Below are 19,242 nucleotides of genomic sequence, written 5' to 3' on the forward strand. Positions count from 1 at the left end.
ATAGCGTGAGGGAAACGCCCGGTTACATTCCGAACCCGGAAGCTAAGCCTTACAGCGCCGATGGTACTGCAGGGGGGACCCTGTGGGAGAGTAGGACGCCGCCGAACAATCTTTGGAAAGGACCCTTGGTCCCAGCGTTCAGCTGGGACCAAGGGTCCTTTTTGCTTTTCTGGAGCGCGCCGGGTACACGGGTGCGCGAGAATGTTTGCTGTACCGATGACAGGAGTCACCCATGTCCACCAACTCTCCCGACGACCGACCTGAGCGCGACCAGCGGCGACGGGACAGTGGGGACCGTGCCGGCAACCGCAGTGACCGCGGCGACCGTGGCGGCTTCCGCCGCGACAACGACCGCGGTGACCGTGGGGGATTCGCTCGCCGCGACGACCGTCGTGACGAGCGCGGCCGTGACGATCGTGGGGGCTTCCGTCGGGACGACCGCCGCGATGACCGTCGGGACGACAGCCGTGGTGGTTTCCGCCGCGACGACAACCGTGGTGGTGGCGGTTTCGGCCGTAGGGATGATCGTCGTGACGACCGGCGGGATGACCGGCGCGAGGGGGACCGGGGGTCCCGTCCGGCGTTCCAGCGCGATGACCGCGGGGACCGGGGGCCGCGTCGCGACGACCGCGGAGACCGCCCGGGCTTCCGTCGCGACGACCGTGGCGGAGACCGCCCGGGCTTCCGCCGTGACGACCGTGCTGAGCGCGGTGACCGCGGTGACCGCGGTGACCGTCCCGTGTTCCGGCGCGACGACCGTGCAGATCGGGGCGACCGTCCCGGCTTCCGCCGGGACGACCGGGGGGACCGTCCGGCGTTCCGCCGCGACGACAATCGTGGTGGTGGCTTCGGTGGCCGTGACCGCGACCGCGACCGTGACAGTGGGGGTTTCGGCCGTAGGGATGATCGTCGTGACGACCGGCGGGATGACCGGCGCGAGGGGGACCGGGGGTCCCGTCCGGCGTTCCAGCGCGATGACCGCGGGGACCGGGGGCCGCGTCGCGACGACCGCGGTGACCGTCCGGGCTTCCGCCGTGACGACCGTGGCGGTGACCGTCCGGGCTTCCGTCGCGACGACCGTGCTGAGCGCGGTGACCGCGGTGACCGTCCCGCGTTCCGGCGCGACGACCGCGGTGACCGGGGCGACCGTCCCGGCTTCCGCCGGGACGACCGGGGGGACCGTCCGGCGTTCCGCCGGGATGATCGCCGTGATGACCGGCGTGATGACCGGCGTGACGACCGTGGTGGGTTCCGTGGGCGGGACGACCGTGGTGCTGCCCCCCGTGGTCCCCGTCGGGACGACCGTGGCGGACGGCCCGGTGGTTTCCGTGGCCGGGACGGGCGCGACGACCGTCGGGACGACCGGCGTGGTGGTGGCGGATTCCGCGACGACCGGGACCGCGACCGCGAGCCGATCAAGCGGCTGCCGATCCCGGAGGACGTCACGGGCGAGGAGATCGACAAGGACGTACGGCAGGAGCTGATGAGCCTGCCCAAGACGCTCGCCGACGACGTCGCCAAGAACCTGGTGATGGTCGCACGGTTGATCGACGAGGACCCCGAGCGCGCCTACGCGTACTCGAAGGTGGCCCTGCGGCTCGCCTCGCGTGTCGCCGCAGTCAGGGAGGCCGGCGGGTTCGCCGCGTACGCCAACCAGAAGTACAGCGAGGCGCTCGCCGAGTTCAGGGCGGCCCGGCGGATGAGCGGCTCCGTGGAGCTGTGGCCCGTCATGGCCGACTGCGAACGAGGGCTCGGGCGGCCGGAGAAGGCCCTGGACATGGCCGGCGCCCCCGAGGTCCACAAGCTGGACAAGGCCGGGCAGGTGGAGATGCGGCTCGTCGCGGCCGGCGCCCGTCGTGACATGGGACAGCTGGACGCTGCCATCGTGACGCTGCAGAGCCCCGAGCTGGCGGCCGGTTCCGTCCAGCCGTGGACCGCGCGGCTGCGCTACGCGTACGCCGACGCCCTGCTCGCCGCCGGGCGCGAGGGCGAGGCGCGGGAGTGGTTCGCCAAGGCCGTCGAGGCGGACCGGGACGGCAGCACCGATGCCTCCGACCGGCTCGCCGAGCTGGACGGGGTGGACTTCGTCGACGCCTTGGACGAGGAAGCTGCCGACGGCGCCGAGGAGACCGACGAGGCCGACGGCGCCGAGGAGGTCGACGAGGTCGTCGTGAAGGAGGCTGCGGTGGACGTCGAGGACGAAGACGAGGCTGCGGCCGAGTCCGAGTCCGAGTCCGACGCCGAGGCGAAGGCCGACCGCGACGAGGTCTGACGCATGACGAGGGGCGGGACCCGGTGACACCGGATCCCGCCCCTCCGTCGCGTTCAGGCTCAGGCGTCGAGTGCGCGCAGGACCAGTCCCGAGGCCGGCTTCGGGCCGAACGACGTCGATTTGCGGGGCATGGTGACGCCCTGGCGGGCCAGGTCGCGGACCACCTCCTCGCGGACGGGGTGCAGCAGGACCGCCGTACCGCCGTCGCGTTCGGCCTTCCGCACGGTCGCGGCGGTGTCGTGGATGTAGGCGATGCGGGCGGGGTCGTCCTCCGGGATGCCCCATATGCAGTCGAGGAGCGTGGCGTGCAGCACCGTCGCGTCCAGGGTGCGCCAGGCCTGCGGACGGTCGGCGGGGACCGTGCGGGCGAGGAGGGCCGGGTCCGGGCGGTCGACGAGGTGGAAGGCGCCGTCGCCCGCGAGGAGGAACGCGTTGCCCGCGCAGGCGGCGTCGGCCAGGATGTCCAGGGCCTGCGAGAGTTCCACGTCCAGGGACCGGACGCGGAAGTGCCCGTCGAGCGCGGCCAGTGCCTCGGCGACGGGCAGGCCGGACAGGAGGCGGTGGATGGCGCGCACGCGCAAGGGGTAGCGCGCGGTGTCCACCAGGAGGACGAGACCGTGGTCCCAGGGGCCGGGCTCGGGGTGCTCCGCGCGCAGCCGGAGATAGGTCGCCCAGCGGTGGTGGCCGTCGGCGATCAGGGCCTGACGGCGCGAGAGGTCCTGCTGGACGCGGGCCGTCTCGGCGGGGTCGGTGATCGCCCAGAGGCGGTGGCTGTAGCCGTCCTCGGTGGTGGTGGACAGGAGCGGGGGGCGGGCGGCCGCGCGGTCCACGGCCTCGGCCGCGGCGCCGCCGCCCCGGTAGGTGAGCAGGAGGGGCTCGAGGTTCGCGTGGGTGGCGCGCATCAGGGCGGCGCGATCCGCGACGATGTGCGGCATGACGTCCTCGTGGGGCAGGACGACGCCCTCCGAGGGTTCCGAGACGCGCAGGGCGCCGATGAGCCCTCGCTGGAGCATGCCGTCGCCGTGCCGCTGCTCGTAGACGTACAGGGCGGGCTCGGGGTCGGCCCTCAGGACGCCCTCGGACAGCCAGCGGCTCAGGGTGCCGGCGGCCTGCTCGTTGCGGGCGGCGGGCGTGGCGGCCTGAGGGAGGATCAGCCGGACGATGTTGTACGGGTCCGCGTCCTGGAGGTGGTGCAGGCCGTCGGGGCGTACCACGACGTCGTACGGCGGGGAGGTGACGGCGGCGAGGCTGCCGACCCGGTCGGGGTCGTAGCGCAGGCCTCGGAACGGGGTGAGTTCCAGGCCTCTGGGCGCCGTCGCCTCGGAGGGACCTGCTGTGTTCATCCCGGCATCGTACGTGTGTCGGTGGCGTGCGGGATGATCGAGGGAAAGCGGATCGAGCGAGGAGAGATGTGGAAATGAGCCGGAGCGTCAGGACGAGGCCCGAGGCCAGTGGGCAGGCCCTGAGCGAGGCGTACGACACGGCTCTGCTCGACCTCGACGGGGTGGTGTACGCGGGTGGGAACGCGATCGTGCACGCCGTCGACTCGCTCGCCTCCGCGCGGGCGGGCGGCATGCGCCTCGCGTACGTCACCAACAACGCGCTGCGCACGCCGGACGCCGTGGCCGCCCATCTGACGGAGCTGGGCATACCGACGGGCGCGCAGGACGTCATCACCTCGGCGCAGGCGGTCGCGCGGCTGATCAGCGAGCAGGTGCCGGCGGGGTCGCGGGTGCTGGTGATCGGCGGGGAAGGGCTGCGGGTCGCACTGCGTGAGCGGGGGCTCGTGCCCGTGGAGTCGGCGGACGACGAACCGGCGGCCGTGGTGCAGGGCTTCGGCGGTCCGGACCTGCCGTGGGGGCGGTTCGCGGAGGCCTCGTACGCCGTCGCGCGCGGGGTGCCGTGGTTCGCGTCCAACACGGATCTGACGATTCCCAGCGGGCGGGGCATCGCGCCGGGCAACGGCGCCGCGGTGGAGGTCGTGCGGATCGCGACCGGCGCCGAGCCGCAGGTCGCGGGCAAGCCGCTGCCTCCCATGCACCGGGAGACGATCCTGCGCACCGGTGCGGAGCGGCCGTTGGTCGTCGGGGACCGGCTGGACACGGACATCGAGGGCGCGTTCAACGGGGAGGTCGACTCGTTGCTCGTCCTCACCGGTGTCACCGACGGGCCGCAGCTGCTCGCCGCGCCGCCGCAGCACCGGCCGACGTATGTCGACGCCGATCTGCGTGGGCTGCTCGCCGGGCAGCCGGAGGTCGCGGTGGAGGGGGACGGGTTCCGGTGCGGCGGCTGGACGGCCACCGCGGGGTCGGAGCGGCTGGAGCTCGCGGGTGAGGGCGAAGCGCTGGACGGGCTGCGGGCGTTGTGCGCGGCGGCCTGGACGGCGGCCGGGGACGGGGCCTGTGCGCTGGACGCGGGGAAGGCGCTGGCACGGCTCGGCCTGTGAGGCGTGGGGGCGCGGGGGCGTGAAGGGCGCTTGACGGGCCGGAGGATGTGAGGGCCGGGGGCCCGGGGGCCTGGCGTCGTTGCGAGGGTAGGCTAACCTAACTGCGTGTTGGTCGACAGTGTTCCCGTAGCGCGCGCGGAGCCCGCCTCCGTGCCCCCGAACCGCCGGGCGGTCCGCTCCGCCGGACTCCTGGCCGCCGTGGCGGTGCTGATGCTGGTCGCGGTGGCGAGCATCGCCGTCGGGGCCAAGGAGTTGTCGGTCGCGCAGGTCTGGCACGGGTTGTTCCAGGACTCGGGGACGTACGCGGACGTCGTCGTCGACGAGCGGTTGTCGCGGACCGTGCTCGGACTGCTCGTCGGGGCCGCGCTCGGCCTGTCGGGGGCCGTCCTGCAGGCGCTGACGCGCAATCCGCTGGCCGACCCCGGACTGCTCGGCCTCAACGCGGGCGCGTCGGCCGCCGTCGTCACCGCCATTTCCTTCTTCGGCGTCACCAGCCTGAGCGGCTATGTGTGGTTCGCGTTCTGCGGAGCGGCCGCGGTCGGCGCGCTGGTCTGGTTCCTGGGCGGCAGCCGGGGGGCCACTCCGGTGCGGCTCGCGCTCTCCGGCACCGCGATCAGCGCCGCGCTCTACGGCTATCTCCAGGCCGTGATGATCCTGGACGGCGCGGCGCTCGCCCGGATGCGTTTCTGGACCGTCGGCTCGCTGTCCTCGGCGACCGGCGAGACCATCCGGCAGGTGCTGCCCTTCCTCGTGGCCGGCACGCTCCTGGCCTTCGTCCTCGCCCGGCCGCTGAACGCCGTGGCCATGGGGGACGACACCGCCACGGCGCTCGGCGCGAACCTCAACCGCACCCGGGCGCTGTCGATGCTCGCCGCGACCGTGCTGTGCGGCGCGGCGACCGCGGCCTGCGGGCCGATCGTGTTCGTCGGGCTGATGGTCCCGCACGTCGTCCGCTCGTTCACCGGACCCGACCTGCGCTGGATCATGCCGTACGCGGCGATCCTGTCGCCGGTCCTGCTGCTCGGCTCCGACGTCGTCGGCCGCGTGGTGGCACGGCCGTCGGAGGTCCAGGTCGGCATCGTCACCGCGATCGTGGGCGGGCCGGTCTTCATCTTTCTCGTACGACGGCGGAGGACGGCCCAGCTGTGAAGAGCGCGCAGAAGACCCCCCGCGGCCCCCGTGCGCTGCGCACCCCGGGCGGCCTGTCCGTCCGGCTCGACCCGCGGGCGCTGATCGTCGTGGTGCTGCTGGCGGTCGCCGCGCTCGCCGCGAGCGTGGTGCTGATCGGCACCGGCGACTTCCCGATCTCGGCGGGCGACGTCGTGCGGACGCTGTTCGGCGACGGCGAACCCGGACAGGAGTTCATCGTCAACGAACTGCGGCTGCCGCGTGTGCTCGTGGGGCTGCTCGTGGGGGCCTCGCTGGGACTCGGCGGGGCGCTGTTCCAGGCCGTGTCGCGCAATCCCCTCGGCAGTCCGGACGTGCTGGGGCTCGGGCAGGGGGCGACGGCCGGCGCGCTCGTGATGATCGTGCTGTTCTCCGGGAGCACCGCCCAGGTGACCGTGGGCGCGCTCGTCGGCGGGCTGGTGACCGGGGCCCTGATCTATCTGCTGGCGTGGAGGCGTGGCGTCCACGGATACCGGCTGGTCCTCGTCGGCATCGGCGTCTCGGCCGTCGCCACCGCGGTCAACGGATACCTGCTCACCAAGGCCGACTTCGTCGACGCGGCCCGCGCCGTGGTGTGGATGACCGGCACCCTCGACGGCCGCGACTGGAAGCAGGTCCGGCCGCTGCTCGTGCTTGCCGGAGTGCTCGTGCCTCTCGTCCTCGCCCACGCGCGCGGGCTGCGGATGATGGAGATGGGCGACGACGTCTCCCACGCGCTGGGCGTGCGCGTGGAGCGCGTACGGCTGGTGCTCATGGTGTCCGCCGTGCTGCTGACCGCGGCCGCCACCGCCGCCGCGGGGCCGGTCAGCTTCGTGGCGCTCACCGCGCCGCAGCTCGCCCGCCGGCTGACCCGCTCGCCCGGACCGAACCTGGTGGCGTCCCTGTGCATGGGCGCGGCCCTGCTGGTGACCGCCGACTGGGCCTCGCAACGGCTCTTCGGCGACGGGCAGTTGCCCGTGGGCGTGGTCACGGGCGTGCTGGGCGGGGTCTACCTGCTGTGGCTCCTCGTCACCGAACGCAAGGCGGGCCGCATATGACCCGGCCGCGTATGACCGGGCCGCGTATGACCGGGCCGGACGACCACCACAGCCGCCCGGCCGAACGGAACAATCCAAGGAGCGCCGTGAACCGCCTGTCCGCCGAGGACGTCACCCTGGCCTACGACCAGAGGGTCATCGCCGAACAGCTGTCGGTGGAGATACCGGACCACTCCTTCACCGTGATCGTCGGCCCGAACGCGTGCGGCAAGTCGACGCTGCTGCGCGCGCTGTCGCGGATGCTGAGGCCGAGCCGGGGCCGGGTGCTGCTGGACGGACAGGTCATCCAGTCGATGCCCGCGAAGAAGGTGGCGCGGACGCTGGGTCTGCTGCCGCAGTCGTCCGTGGCGCCCGACGGGATCACCGTCGCCGATCTGGTCGGCCGTGGCCGCTACCCGCACCAGGGCGTCCTGCGGCAGTGGTCTGCCGAGGACGAGCGGGTGGTGCGGGAGTCCATGGCGCGGACCGGGGTCGCCGAGCTCGCCGACCGGTACGTCGACGAGCTGTCCGGCGGGCAGCGCCAGCGCGTGTGGATCGCGATGGCCCTCGCCCAGCAGACCCCGCTGCTGCTGCTCGACGAGCCCACCACGTACCTCGACATCCAGCACCAGATCGACGTCCTCGACCTGTGCGCCGAGCTCCACGAGGAACAGGGGCGCACGCTCGTCGCCGTGCTGCACGACCTCAACCACGCGGCCCGGTACGCGACGCATCTGATCGCCCTGAAGGGCGGCGAGGTCATCGCTCAGGGCGCGCCGGACGAGGTCGTCACCGCCGGACTGGTCGAGGAGGTCTTCGGGCTGCGCTGCCAGGTCATCGACGACCCCGAGACGGGGACGCCGCTGGTGGTGCCGGCGGCGCGCAGGGGGCGGGCGCGAGCCGGGAGGGCCGCGGCTACAGAAGTTTCCTGAGCTGGAACAGATCCTTGAAGCCGGCCTCCAGCTTCACCCGGCCCGAGCCCCACGCCTTGGCGAAGTTCAGCTCGCCGGCGACCAGCGCCACCAGGTCGTCGCCGGTCATGGCCAGTCTTATCTGCGCCTTCTCCGCGGGCGGGCCCTGCAAGGTGTCCTGCACCACGATCCGGCCGCCCGTCATACGGCCCGCGAACGTGACGTCCAGGTCGGTGATCCGACAGCTCACCGAGCGGTCCAGGGCCGTCGCCGTGCGGACGTCCCCCTGGGCGCTCTGCATGGAGTCGGAGAGCTTCTCGAGTGCGGCGCGGCACTCCTCGATCGTGGCCATCGCGCACGACGGTACCCCAGGCGTTCGAGGTAGCGTCTGGGCATGAGCGACACAGTGCCGGAGACGGGGGCGGAGGCGGAGGCGGCGACCGTGCCCGACGAGCGCGGGCAGGAGCAGGAGCGCGGGCAGGAGGACGAGCGGGCGCACGAGCGGGAGCCGGTGCGGGCGCACGATCCGGCCGCTCCCGCGCCGCTGGCCGTCCCCCGGGCCGCCACCGGACACGCCGAGGTGGACGCGTGTCTGGAGCGGCTGGCCGACGCCGACCACCTCGCCACCGACGGACACGTCGAGGTGTACGAGGATGTACACCGGGGGCTGCGCGACGCGCTCACCGCGCTCGACGCCCGCCCGGGACCCCCGGCGCCCGCACCGTCGCCCGACCGGCGGACGCATTCACCCTCGTATGGCAGTAGGAGCTGAACCGAACGTGGCAGGAGTCGCACGTCGCCGTCTGGACGCGGAGCTGGTCCGCCGCAAGCTCGCGCGCTCGCGTGAGCACGCCGGGCAGCTGATCGCCGCCGGCCGGGTCAGCGTCGGCAAGACCGTCGCGACGAAGCCGGCCACGCAGGTCGAGACCGCCGCCGCGATCGTCGTCTCCGTCGACGCCGACGACCCGGACTACGTCTCCCGGGGCGGGCACAAGCTCGCCGGAGCCCTGGAGGCGTTCGTGCCCCAGGGGCTCGTGGTGCGGGGCCGGCGGGCGCTCGACGCCGGCGCCTCCACCGGCGGGTTCACGGACGTGCTGCTGCGGGCGGGCGCCGCGCACGTCGTCGCCGTGGACGTCGGATACGGACAACTCGCCTGGTCTCTGCAGAGCGATGAACGCGTCACCGTCAAGGACCGTACGAACGTACGCGAGTTGACGCTTGAAGCGATCGATGGGGAGCCTGTGGATCTTGTCGTGGGGGACTTGTCCTTCATTCCGCTCGGGCTGGTGCTGCCAGCCCTGACGCGGTGCACCGGACCGGACGCGGACCTGGTGATGATGGTCAAGCCCCAGTTCGAGGTGGGGAAGGAACGGCTCGGCAGCGGGGGCGTCGTGCGCAGCCCGCAGCTGCGGGCGGAAGCCGTGCGGGGCGTGGCCGCGAAGGCGTGGGACCTGGGACTCGGGGTGCGGGGCGTCACGGCCAGTCCCCTGCCCGGGCCTTCGGGCAATGTCGAGTACTTTCTGTGGCTTCGGGCCGGGGCGCCTGCCCCGGACCCGGCCGACGTCGACCGTGCAGTAGCGGAGGGGCCGCGTTGAGTCAGAACCGAGCTCGTACTGTTTTCCTGCTCGCCCACACCGGGCGGCCCGCAGCCATCCGCAGCGCCGAACTGGTGGTCAAGGGACTGCTGCGCGAGGGCATCGGGGTGCGCGTCCTGGAGTACGAGGCATCCGACCTGCATGTGCCCGACGACGTCGAACTGGTCGCCGAGGCCACCCCACAGTGCCTGGAGGGGTGCGAGCTGCTCATCGTCCTCGGCGGTGACGGCACGCTGCTGCGCGGCGCGGAGTTCGCGCGGGCGTCCGGGGTGCCGATGCTCGGCGTCAACCTCGGGAGCGTCGGCTTCCTCGCGGAGGCCGAGCGCGACGACCTCGACAAGGTGGTCGACCGGGTGGTGACCAGGGCGTACGAGGTCGAGGAGCGCATGACCGTCGACGTCGTGGTGCACCGCAACGGGGACATCGTCCACACCGACTGGGCGCTGAACGAGGCGGCCGTGCAGAAGGCGGGCGCCGAGAAGCTGCTCGAGGTGGTGCTCGAGATCGACGGGCGGCCGGTCACCGGCTTCGGCTGCGACGGGATCGTCCTGTCGACGCCGACCGGTTCCACCGCGTACGCGTTCTCCGCCGGCGGGCCCGTGGTGTGGCCCGAGGTCGAGGCGCTGCTGATGGTGCCGATCAGCGCGCACGCGCTGTTCGCGAAGCCGCTGGTCACCTCGCCCAACTCGGTGCTCGCGGTGGAACTGTTGCCGCACATCCCGCCTGGCGTGCTGTGGTGCGACGGACGGCGGACCTTCGAGCTGCCTCCGGGGGCCCGGGTCGAGGTGCGGCGGGGCGCGGTGCCGGTGCGGCTCGCCCGGCTGCACCACGCCTCGTTCACCGACCGGCTGGTGGCGAAGTTCGCCCTGCCCGTCGCGGGATGGCGCGGGGCGCGGAGCTAGCGGCCCGCGGGGAGGGGAGTCGGCGGTCCGCGGGGAACGGGGACCGTCCACTCGCCCGGGTGACAGGGTGCCTCGCACTTTCCCTCCCCGACCTCGTAAGGTCTTCTCCGTGTTGGAGGAGATGCGGATACGGTCGCTCGGAGTCATCGACGACGCTGTCGTCGAGCTGTCGCCCGGCTTCACCGCCGTCACCGGTGAGACGGGCGCGGGCAAGACCATGGTGGTCACCAGCCTCGGACTGCTGCTGGGCGGACGCGCTGATCCCGCGCTCGTGCGGATCGGCGCGGAGAAGGCGGTCGTGGAGGGGCGGATCACGGTGCCTCCGGGCGCCGCCGTGGCCCTGCGGGCCGAGGAGGCGGGCGCCGAGCTCGACGACGGGGCGTTGCTCATCAGCCGTACCGTTTCCGCCGAGGGACGGTCGCGGGCGCATGTGGGCGGGCGGAGCGTGCCCATGGGCGTGCTCGCCGAGCTCGCCGACGAACTGGTCGCCGTGCACGGGCAGACCGACCAGCAGGGACTGCTCAAGCTGTCCCGGCAGCGGCAGGCGCTCGACCGGTACGCGGGCGACGCGGTGACCGTGCCGCTCGCCAAGTACACCGAGGCCTACCGGCGCCTGCGGGCGGTGTCCGTCGAGCTGGACGAGATCGTCACCCGCGCGCGGGAGCGGGCCCAGGAGGCCGGCCTGCTGCGCTTCGGGCTCGACGAGATCGCCGGCGTCGAACCGCGCGCCGGCGAGGACGTCGAGCTCGCGGAGGAGGCCGAGCGGCTCGGGCACGCGGAAGCGCTGTCGTCCGCCGCCACGGCCGCGCACGCCGCGCTGGCCGGGAATCCGGAGGACCCCGAGGGCATCGACGCCACGACGCTCGTCGCGGGCGCGCAGCGGGCCCTGGAGGCCGTCCGGTCGCACGACCCGGCGCTGGCCGCGCTCGCCGACCGGATCGGGGAGATCGGCATCCTGCTGGGCGACGTCGCGGGCGAGCTCGCCGGGTACGCCGACGACCTGGACGCCGATCCGCTGCGGCTGTCGGCCGTGGAGGAGCGGCGGGCCGCGCTCACCGCCCTCACCCGCAAGTACGGGCCGGACATGAACGCCGTGCTCGCCTGGGCCGAGCAGAGCGCCGCCCGGCTCACGGAGCTGGACGGCGACGACGGGCGCGTCGACGAGCTGACCGCCGAGCGGGACGCGCTGCGGGCCGAGCTCGGCGGGCTGGCGCAGGCGTTGACCGACGCACGCGCCGAGGCCGCGGAGCGGTTCGCCGCGGCCGTGACCGCCGAGCTGGCCTCGCTGGCCATGCCGCACGCGCGTGTGTCGTTCGACATCCGGCAGACCGAGGACCCGGAGGGCGTCGAGGTCGGCGGCCGTCCGGTCGCCTACGGGCCGGCCGGCGTGGACGAGGTCGAGCTGCTGCTCGCCCCGCACCCGGGAGCCCCGCCGCGGCCCATCGCCAAGGGCGCGTCCGGCGGTGAGCTCTCGCGCGTGATGCTGGCCGTCGAGGTCGTGTTCGCGGGGACGGATCCGGTGCCGACGTATCTCTTCGACGAGGTCGACGCGGGCGTGGGCGGCAAGGCCGCCGTCGAGATCGGGCGCCGGCTGGCGCGGCTGGCGAGGACCGCTCAGGTGGTGGTCGTCACCCACCTTCCGCAGGTCGCCGCTTTCGCCGACCGGCAGCTGCTGGTCGAGAAGACCCACGACGGGTCGGTCACCCGGTCCGGTGTGAAGGTCCTGGAGGGCGAGGAGCGCATCCGCGAGCTGTCCCGCATGCTGGCCGGCCAGGAGGACTCCGAGACGGCACGGGCCCACGCGGAGGAGCTCCTCGCCGCCGCTCGCGCGGACGGGTAGCCGCGCACGACCGTCCGCCGGATCCGTCGACCGGATCCGTCGGCCGGGGCCGCCCTCGACACCCTGACGGCATGCCATCTGCCGCGCCAAAGAATCGAACAAATGGCCGATCGGCTTCACTCGCGTGGGTGAAGCATGGGGGCGTACGGGCCGTCGCCCGGAGGCCGGAGGGCACGGAACACCCGTACGTCCTGGCATCCTTGGGCGTAACACGTGGAGGAACGTCAGCGGTCCACCCCTCCGCCCGGTCCCAGTACGTTTCTCCGTGACCGTCCGACGCCGAACCAGGAGCCCCGGCCACGTGAGCACCCCCTCACCGCACGGCCAGTCGTCGTTGCGCACCGTGCAGGTGCTGGGCGGCGGCAACGCCGGCAGCAGCGTGCACGTGCGCTCCCTGGCCGCGGGGCTCGTCGCGAGGGGCGTGCGGGTGACAGTTTGCGCCCCCATCGAATCCGATGACATCTACGACTTCACGGGCGCGGGCGCCGAACACGTGCACGTGCCGCGCAGCAGCGATCCAGGTTCCGTCGCGGCGCTCCGCGCGGTCTGCACGAACGCCGACCTCGTCCACGCCCACGGACTGCACGCCTCCTTCCGCGCCGTCCTCGCGCTCAGCGGCCGGCGCACCCCGCTCGTCGTCACCTGGCACAACCGCGCGCACGCCGAGGGCGCCCGAGCCCACCTGCTGCGGCTGCTGGAGCGACGGGTCGCGAGGACGGCCGCTGTGGTCCTCGGCACCACCTCCGACCTCGTCGACCGGGCCCGTCGCACCGGCGCCCGTGACGCGCGGCTCGCCGCGGTGACGCTGCCCCGGTCCCGGCCGGGCGGGAGTCCGCGGGAGGAGTGCGAGCAGCCGCCGTCCAAGCTGCGGGCCGAACTCGGCGCGATCGGCCGTCCGCTGCTCATGGCGGTCGGCCCACTGGACCGGCACCGGGGTCACGGCCTTCTGCTGGACGCCTCGCGCGCGTGGCGCGAGCTGGATCCGGCGCCCCTGGTGGTGATCGTGGGGGAGGGGCCGCAGCGGGCCGAGTTGCAGGGGCGCATCGAGGACGAGGAACTGCCGGTGCGACTCGTCGGGCCGCGTGACGACGTGAGCGAACTGCTCGCCGCCGCCGACCTGGCGCTGCTGCCCGGCGGCGGGGAGTCGCGGTCGGTGCTCGCGCAGGAGGCCCTGCACGCGCGTGTGCCGCTCGTCGCGGCTACGGCCGGAGGCGTTCGAGAGCTCGTCGGCGACGCGGCCGAGCTGGTGCCGTCCGGCGACGCGAAGGCCTTCGGCGCCGCCGTCGTCCGGCTGCTCGGCGATCCCGAACGGGCCGAACGCCTGAGGGACATGGGCACCCGGCAGGCGGCCACCTGGCCCACCGAGGACGAGACCGTCGCCCAGGTGCTCAGCGTGTACGACGAGCTGACGCAGCCCCGCCCGATGATCTGAGACGCGGGAACCGGCCGTCGGGCCCGAGGATCCGTGGCGACGGACGACCGGCGCCGAGAGAGAGCCCACGGGCGTCGGGCATGGGCCATCGGGCACGGGCACGGGGCATCGGGTCCGATGGCGGGGGCCGTCGACCGCGCGCAGTCGACGGCCCGGAAGCAGTCCGCCGCCGACGCCCGGCCGTCTGCGGGCGGCCGAAGACGGTGGAGGGCCGCCGGTGGACGGCGGTGCGGCGGCTCCTTCCCGGCGTCACGGCACGTGCCGTCGTGCCCGTAGCGCCAGGCTCAACGCCAGGACCGTCTGGGGGTCGTCGAGGTCGGTGCCGAGCAACTCGGCGATGCGGGCGAGGCGGTTGTAGAGGGTCTGACGGTTCAGATGCAGCTCGCGGGCGGTCTCCGCCTTGCGGCCGGCGTGCGCCAGATACGTCTCCAGGGTCGGCAGCAGCGGCGGTCTGGAGCGCTGGTCGTGATCGCGGACCGGGCCGATCGCGCGGTCCACGAACGCCGCCAGGTCGCGGTGGTCGCGCAGCCGCCACAGGAGCAGGTCGATGTCGAGGCGGCGGGCGTCGTACCAGGGGCGGTCCGGCAGGCCGTGCGCGGCCGTCGCCGCCTCCGCGGCGTGTCGAAGCCCCGCCGAGGCGGCCGCCCAGCCGCCCGCCACCCCCACGACCACCACCGGGGGCGCGGCCCCCGGCCGTTGCATCCCGGCCCGCTCCACCCCGGCCCGCAGCGCCGCCGCCACCCGGTCCGCCACCGCGGGCCGCTCCGACTCCGAGCGCAGGCCCAGCAGCACCGGCACCCGGCCCTCGACCGGCCGGACGCCCAGCAGCACCGGCACGCCCACCGACGCCAGCTCCTCCGCGACCGCCCGCGCCAGCACCGCCCAGCCCCCGCCGGGGGAGACGCCGTCACCCAGCCGCATGACGACCGGCAGCAGCGGGCCGGCGACCGGCCTGAAACCGAGGACCCGCGCCTGCGCCGGAGCGTCCTCCGCGGCGATCCGGCCCTCGGCGAGGTCGGTCAGGAAGTCGCCCCGGCCGCGCGCGGCGAGCTCCTCCTCCTGGCGGGCCTGCATCAGCACCACGGCCAGGATCCCGGCCGCCTGTTCGGCCGCGATCCGGTGCACGGGGGCCAGCGGGCCGCGCACGGGCAGCTGCACCAGCCTGGCGCGCACCGCGCCCGCCCCCGGCCCGCCCCCGGGCACGTCCACCAGCACCGAACCGGCGGGCGGCGGCGCGTCCTTGTGCGGGCCGCGCAGCCCCTCCCACACCTGGAGGGCATCCGCGCCCTGGGGGCCTTCCCCGGCCGCGTACAGCAGCCGTCCGTCGGTCGTCTCCAGGAACACCGGGTTGTCGCCGAAGTCGGCCAGGATGCCCAGCACCTGCGGGATCCCGCCGCCGCCGAGGAGGGCCTGCGTACAGCGCCGGTGCACCTCCTCTGCCTGCTGGAGAAGCGCGTAGTGCCCGTTGACGATCTCGGTGTGGACCTCCTCCGTGACCGTCACGAACGCCACCTCGCGGTGCAGTTGGACGAGCGGGAGCCCGGTCGTGCGCGCGGTCTCGACCAGGGCGGCGGGCAGCCGGTCGAAGCGCGGTCCCAGTTCGATCACCAGGGCCGCGATGCCCCGCTCGGCCAGGGTGCGGACGAACGCCCGCTGCTCCGCCGGACGGGTGCCGAGACCGTAGCCCGTCGTCAGCAGGAGTTCCCCGCCCTTGAGCAGCGAGGCGATGTGCGGGACCTCGCCCGCGTGCACCCAGCGCACCGTGCGGTCCAGCCGCTCGCCGCCCGCGAGGACCTCGGGCAGCCCGCTGCGCAGTCCGGGCAGCTCCAGCGCCCGCCGCACGGTGATGCCGGCGCTCCGGCTGTCGAATCGGTGGTCCGCGCGGCTGTCCATGCAGCGGACGCTACCTGCGCCGATGCCGGCCGCGCTCAGGCCGGCCTGATGTTGTGGTTGAAGCGGAACACGTTGTCCGGGTCGTACCGCCGCTTCACGTCCGCGAGGAGCCGGGCGTTGCGGGCGCCCAGGCCGGCCACGACCCGGTCGGCTCCCTCGTCGCCGATGAAGTTGAGGTAGACCGCGCCCGTGCTCCAGGGCTGCACCGCGGCCCGCACGTCGCGCACCCACCGGATGCACCGCTCGTCGTCCGCCGGGTCCTCCCAGAGCCCGAAGGGGTGCACGGCCCACGGTGCGTCGCGGTAGGGCACGGGGTACTCGTGCGGACCGGCGGCGATCGCGCCGCCCTGCGGGAACAGCGCGTGCATGGTGCCGGTCGGCACGGGCAGCGTCTGCGCGAGGCCGCAGAAGGCGTCCACGAAGTCGTCCGGCGCGCCGGTCAGGTACTCCGCGGACCAGTAGTTGCGCATACCGGGCGGGTCGTCGAGCATGCACTGCACGTCCGCGTACGGCATCGCGCCGACGACCTCCGCCTCGTGCGGCAGCGCCAGCAGCGGCTCGGCCAGCTTGCGCAGGTCGGCCTCGGCGCCCGTGTACGTCAGCAGCACACCGCACAGCTGCGTGCCGACGAGGTGGGGCGGGACGAACTCCGCCGGCGGGCCGGTGAGATAGAGCACCGCGCCGCCCGCCTCGTCCGGGCCGGAGGCGATCACGTCCCGGTAGGTGCGGGCCGCCTCGTGGCCGTGCTCCGGCAGGTACAACAGCAGCGCGATGGAGAACTCGGGCAGTTCGTGCAGCGCGAGGGTGAAGGCGGTGGCGACGCCGAAGTTGCCTCCGCCGCCGTGCAGCGCCCAGAACAGGTCGGGGTCGTCGTCGGGGCCGGCGTGGACCTGCCGGCCTTCGGCGGTGACCAGGTCGACGCCCTCGAGGTTGTCGACCGCCAACCCGAACCGGCGGTCCAGCCAGCCGGTGCCGCCGCCGAGCAGGTAGCCGCCGACGCCGGTGGTGGAGGCCCGGCCGCCGGTGGTGGCGAGGGCGTAGGGCGCGCAGGCGCGGTCCAGATCGCTCATCGTGGCCCCGCCCGCAACCCGGACCGTGCGGGCCACGGGGTCGACGGTGACGGCGCGCATGTGGCGCAGGTCCACCACCACGGCCCCGTCGCCCAGGGCCATGCCGGCGACGCTGTGACCGCCGCCGCGCACCGCGACGGGCAGGTCGTCGTCGCGGGCGAAGCGCACCGCGCGCACCACGTCGGAGACGTCCGTGCACTGGGCGATCACGGTCGGACGGCGGTCGATCATCGAGTTGAACACCGTGCGGGCCTCGTCGTAGCCCGAGTCCCCCGGTGTGAACACGTCGCCGGCCAGATCCTCGCGGAGCGCGGTCAGAGCCGCCTCCGTCGTCGATGGGGAGGCCATGGTGGCACCCCCTTCCGTGCAGGGGCTGATGGGACCAGCCTAGGCGCGACGCGTCCGGCGGGCCTGTCGTGCCGCCGGACGCCGCCGCCCCGCCGAGGGCCGGGTCAGCCGCCGTACGCGCCCGACGCCGTCAGCCGCAGCGCGGTGTCGATGAGCGGGACGTGGCTGAAGGCCTGCGGGAAGTTGCCGACCTGGCGCTGCAGGCGCGGGTCCCACTCCTCGGCGAGCAGCCCGAGGTCGTTGCGCAGGGAGAGCAGCTTCTCGAAGAGCTTGCGCGCCTCGTCCACCCGGCCGATCATCGCGAGGTCGTCCGCCATCCAGAACGAGCAGGCCAGGAACGCGCCCTCGTCGCCCGGGAGGCCGTCCACGCCCTCGTCGCCGCCCGAGGTCGGGTAGCGCAGGATGAAGCCGTCCGGGGTGGACAGCTCGCGCTGGATCGCCTCGATGGTGCCGATCACCCGCTTGTCGTCCGGGGGCAGGAAGCCCATCTGCGGAATGAGCAGCAGGGAGGCGTCCAGTTCCTTGGAACCGTAGGACTGGGTGAAGGTGTTGCGCTCCTTGTCGTAACCCTTCTCGCACACGTCCCGGTGGATGTCGTCGCGCAGCTCGCGCCACTTCTCCAGCGGGCCGTCCGCGTCGCCGGACTCGATCAGCTTGATCGTGCGGTCGACCGCGACCCAGGCCATGACCTTGGAGTGCACGAAGTGGCGGCGGGGGCCGCGCACCTCCCAGATGCCCTCGTCCGGCTCGTCCCAGTGCTGCTCCAGGTAGCGGATCAGCTTGAGCTGGAGCAGGGAGGCGTAGTCGTTGCGGGCCAGACCGGTCATGTGGCCCAGGTGCAGGGCCTCGGTGACCTCGCCGTAGACGTCCAGCTGGAGCTGGTGGGCTGCGCCGTTGCCGACCCGGACCGGGCCGGAGTTCTCGTAGCCGGGCAGCCAGTCCAGCTCGGCCTCGCCGAGCTCGCGCTCGCCGGCGATGCCGTACATGATCTGCAGGTTCTCGGGGTCGCCGGCGACCGCGCGCAGCAGCCACTCGCGCCAGGCGCGGGCCTCCTCGCGGTAGCCGGTGCGCAGCAGCGAGGACAGGGTGATGGCCGCGTCGCGCAGCCAGGTGTAGCGGTAGTCCCAGTTGCGGACGCCGCCGATGTCCTCCGGCAGGGACGTCGTGGGGGCGGCGACGATGCCGCCGGTCGGGCCGTACGTGAGCGCCTTGAGCGTGATCAGGGAGCGGATCACCGCCTCACGGTAGGGGCCGTGGTACGTGCAGTGCTCGACCCATTCGCGCCAGAACTCCTCGGTCGCCTCCAGGGACTGCTCCGGCTCCGGCAGCGGGGGCGGCTGCTTGTGCGAGGGCTCCCACGAGATCGTGAACGCGATCCGGTCGCCGGGCGCGACCGTGAAGTCGGCGTACGTGGTGAGCGACTTTCCGTAGGTCTCGCAGTCGGTGTCGAACCACACGGAGTCCGGGCCCGCCACGGCCACCGTGCGGCCCTCGTGCTTGTGCACCCACGGCACCACCCGGCCGTAGGAGAACCGCATCCGCAGGACCGAGCGCATCGGCACCCGGCCCGATACGCCCTCGACGATCCGGATCAGCTGGGGCGCGCCGTCGCGGGGAGGCATGAAATCCGTCACCCGGACCGTGCCGCGCGGGGTGTCCCACTCGGACTCCAGGATCAGCGAGTCGCCGCGGTAAGTGCGCCGGGCCGCACGCGGCGGCGGCGCGTCGGAGGCGTGCGCCGGACCGAGGCGCCAGAACCCGTGTTCCTCGGTGCCGAGCAGACCGGCGAAGATCGCGTGCGAGTCGAAGCGGGGCAGGCACAGCCAGTCCACTGTCCCGTCACGGCAGACCAAGGCGGCGGTCTGCATGTCTCCGATGAGTGCGTAGTCTTCGATGCGCCCGGCCACGTGCAACTCCAGTCGAACGGCCACGTCACCCCCATGGGACACGGGGGCTGTCGCTAGTGCGGTCAAGGGATCGTTTGTCATGCGTTGTTGAGCGCTGAAGCAAAGCAGCAGCTCGGCCCTCAGGGCAAAACGCCGATTATTGCTCAACGAACCGACGAGCTCTCGCTGTGCCGGTGGGGGACGGGCGGGGGTGTGCCGTCTTGCCGACCGGGCTCGGCAGTGAGTGTCCGAGCAGGATACGACGCACGTAGATGATCTGCGTGCCGCTCCCGACAACGCGGCTGGGCCGAACGGGTGAGCAACAGGTGAGGAACCGGTGCGGAACCGGCCTTCCGTGTCGGGTTGTGCGCGGAGCGTGGCCGGAAGCCGTCCATCCGAGGCGCTGATACCCTGGTAGCCCGTGGACCGGTGGTCTCGAAGCCCCCGAACCGCACCTCCGAATC

The 19,242-nt window shown here is 73.5% G+C and carries 15 protein-coding genes and 1 rRNA gene; 11 read left to right on the forward strand and 5 right to left on the reverse strand.

The genetic code is table 11. The annotated features are described in order from the left end of the window. Together rrf and IE239_RS41650 are read left to right on the forward strand one after the other, a co-directional pair. Positions 1-107, forward strand: a 5S ribosomal RNA gene (rrf, locus tag IE239_RS07995); the annotation flags it as partial. A 1,376-nt stretch (positions 108-1,483) separates the two neighbouring features. After that, the gene (locus IE239_RS41650) at positions 1,484-2,272 is read left to right on the forward strand and encodes a tetratricopeptide repeat protein (RefSeq protein WP_229877943.1); all 789 of its coding nucleotides are present in this window, start codon (positions 1,484-1,486) and stop codon (positions 2,270-2,272) included. A gap of 59 nt (positions 2,273-2,331) precedes the next feature. On the opposite strand, the gene IE239_RS08005 is transcribed toward IE239_RS41650, so the two are convergent. Continuing rightward, on the reverse strand, positions 2,332-3,615 hold the full coding sequence (locus IE239_RS08005; RefSeq protein WP_190148573.1) for a DUF1015 domain-containing protein: 1,284 nt from the start codon (positions 3,613-3,615) through the stop codon (positions 2,332-2,334). Between the two features lie 74 nt (positions 3,616-3,689). Here IE239_RS08005 and IE239_RS08010 point away from each other — a divergent pair, with 74 nt between their 5' ends. The 4 genes from IE239_RS08010 to IE239_RS08025 all read left to right on the forward strand — a co-directional run bounded on the left by IE239_RS08010 (position 3,690) and on the right by IE239_RS08025 (position 7,833). Continuing rightward, positions 3,690-4,718: an HAD hydrolase-like protein gene (locus tag IE239_RS08010; RefSeq protein WP_190148574.1), complete on the forward strand. Its 1,029-nt coding sequence runs from the start codon at positions 3,690-3,692 to the stop codon at positions 4,716-4,718. Between the two features lie 105 nt (positions 4,719-4,823). Continuing rightward, positions 4,824-5,867, forward strand: a complete 1,044-nt coding sequence (locus tag IE239_RS08015) for a FecCD family ABC transporter permease (protein ID WP_190148575.1) — start codon at positions 4,824-4,826, stop codon at positions 5,865-5,867. Further along, on the forward strand, positions 5,864-6,922 hold the full coding sequence (locus IE239_RS08020; RefSeq protein WP_190148576.1) for a FecCD family ABC transporter permease: 1,059 nt from the start codon (positions 5,864-5,866) through the stop codon (positions 6,920-6,922). Before IE239_RS08015 ends, IE239_RS08020 begins: the two co-directional genes overlap by 4 nt. A gap of 26 nt (positions 6,923-6,948) precedes the next feature. Further along, positions 6,949-7,833 carry an ABC transporter ATP-binding protein gene (locus tag IE239_RS08025; protein WP_190148849.1) on the forward strand — a complete coding sequence of 295 codons (885 nt, stop codon included), beginning with the start codon at positions 6,949-6,951 and terminating at the stop codon, positions 7,831-7,833. On the opposite strand, the gene IE239_RS08030 is transcribed toward IE239_RS08025, so the two are convergent. Then, entirely contained in the window at positions 7,817-8,164 is a 348-nt protein-coding gene (locus IE239_RS08030) for an SCP2 sterol-binding domain-containing protein (protein WP_190148577.1), read from the reverse strand. The two genes, IE239_RS08025 and IE239_RS08030, sit on opposite strands and share 17 nt — an antisense overlap. A 42-nt stretch (positions 8,165-8,206) precedes the next feature. On the opposite strand from IE239_RS08030, the gene IE239_RS08035 reads away from it, so the two are divergent. The 5 genes from IE239_RS08035 (at position 8,207) to IE239_RS08055 (ending at position 13,581) form a co-directional block, all read left to right on the forward strand. Continuing rightward, complete coding sequence (locus tag IE239_RS08035; protein ID WP_229877945.1) at positions 8,207-8,584, forward strand: hypothetical protein; 378 nt, start codon at positions 8,207-8,209, stop codon at positions 8,582-8,584. Positions 8,585-8,591: 7 nt separating this feature from the next. Then, positions 8,592-9,407 (forward strand): TlyA family RNA methyltransferase, encoded by an 816-nt coding sequence (locus IE239_RS08040; RefSeq protein ID WP_190148578.1) that lies wholly within the window; start codon positions 8,592-8,594, stop codon positions 9,405-9,407. Beyond that, positions 9,404-10,309 (forward strand): NAD kinase, encoded by a 906-nt coding sequence (locus IE239_RS08045; protein ID WP_190148579.1) that lies wholly within the window; start codon positions 9,404-9,406, stop codon positions 10,307-10,309. Before IE239_RS08040 ends, IE239_RS08045 begins: the two co-directional genes overlap by 4 nt. A gap of 121 nt (positions 10,310-10,430) precedes the next feature. Then, complete coding sequence (gene recN, locus IE239_RS08050) at positions 10,431-12,149, forward strand: DNA repair protein RecN (RefSeq protein ID WP_190148851.1); 1,719 nt, start codon at positions 10,431-10,433, stop codon at positions 12,147-12,149. 301 nt (positions 12,150-12,450) lie between these two features. Further along, positions 12,451-13,581 carry a glycosyltransferase family 4 protein gene (locus tag IE239_RS08055; RefSeq protein WP_190148580.1) on the forward strand — a complete coding sequence of 377 codons (1,131 nt, stop codon included), beginning with the start codon at positions 12,451-12,453 and terminating at the stop codon, positions 13,579-13,581. 249 nt (positions 13,582-13,830) lie between these two features. On the opposite strand, the gene IE239_RS08060 is transcribed toward IE239_RS08055, so the two are convergent. From IE239_RS08060 to IE239_RS08070, 3 genes are all read right to left on the reverse strand, one after another. Beyond that, complete coding sequence (locus IE239_RS08060) at positions 13,831-15,474, reverse strand: PucR family transcriptional regulator (protein ID WP_190148581.1); 1,644 nt, start codon at positions 15,472-15,474, stop codon at positions 13,831-13,833. Positions 15,475-15,509: 35 nt separating this feature from the next. Next, positions 15,510-16,892 (reverse strand): FAD-binding oxidoreductase, encoded by a 1,383-nt coding sequence (locus IE239_RS08065; RefSeq protein WP_190148582.1) that lies wholly within the window; start codon positions 16,890-16,892, stop codon positions 15,510-15,512. 104 nt (positions 16,893-16,996) lie between these two features. After that, entirely contained in the window at positions 16,997-18,799 is a 1,803-nt protein-coding gene (locus IE239_RS08070; RefSeq protein WP_190148852.1) for a glycoside hydrolase family 15 protein, read from the reverse strand. Between the last annotated feature and the right edge of the window lie 443 nt (positions 18,800-19,242).

The organism is Streptomyces humidus (assembly GCF_014649655.1).
GTDB classification, from domain to species: Bacteria; Actinomycetota; Actinomycetes; order Streptomycetales; family Streptomycetaceae; genus Streptomyces; species Streptomyces humidus.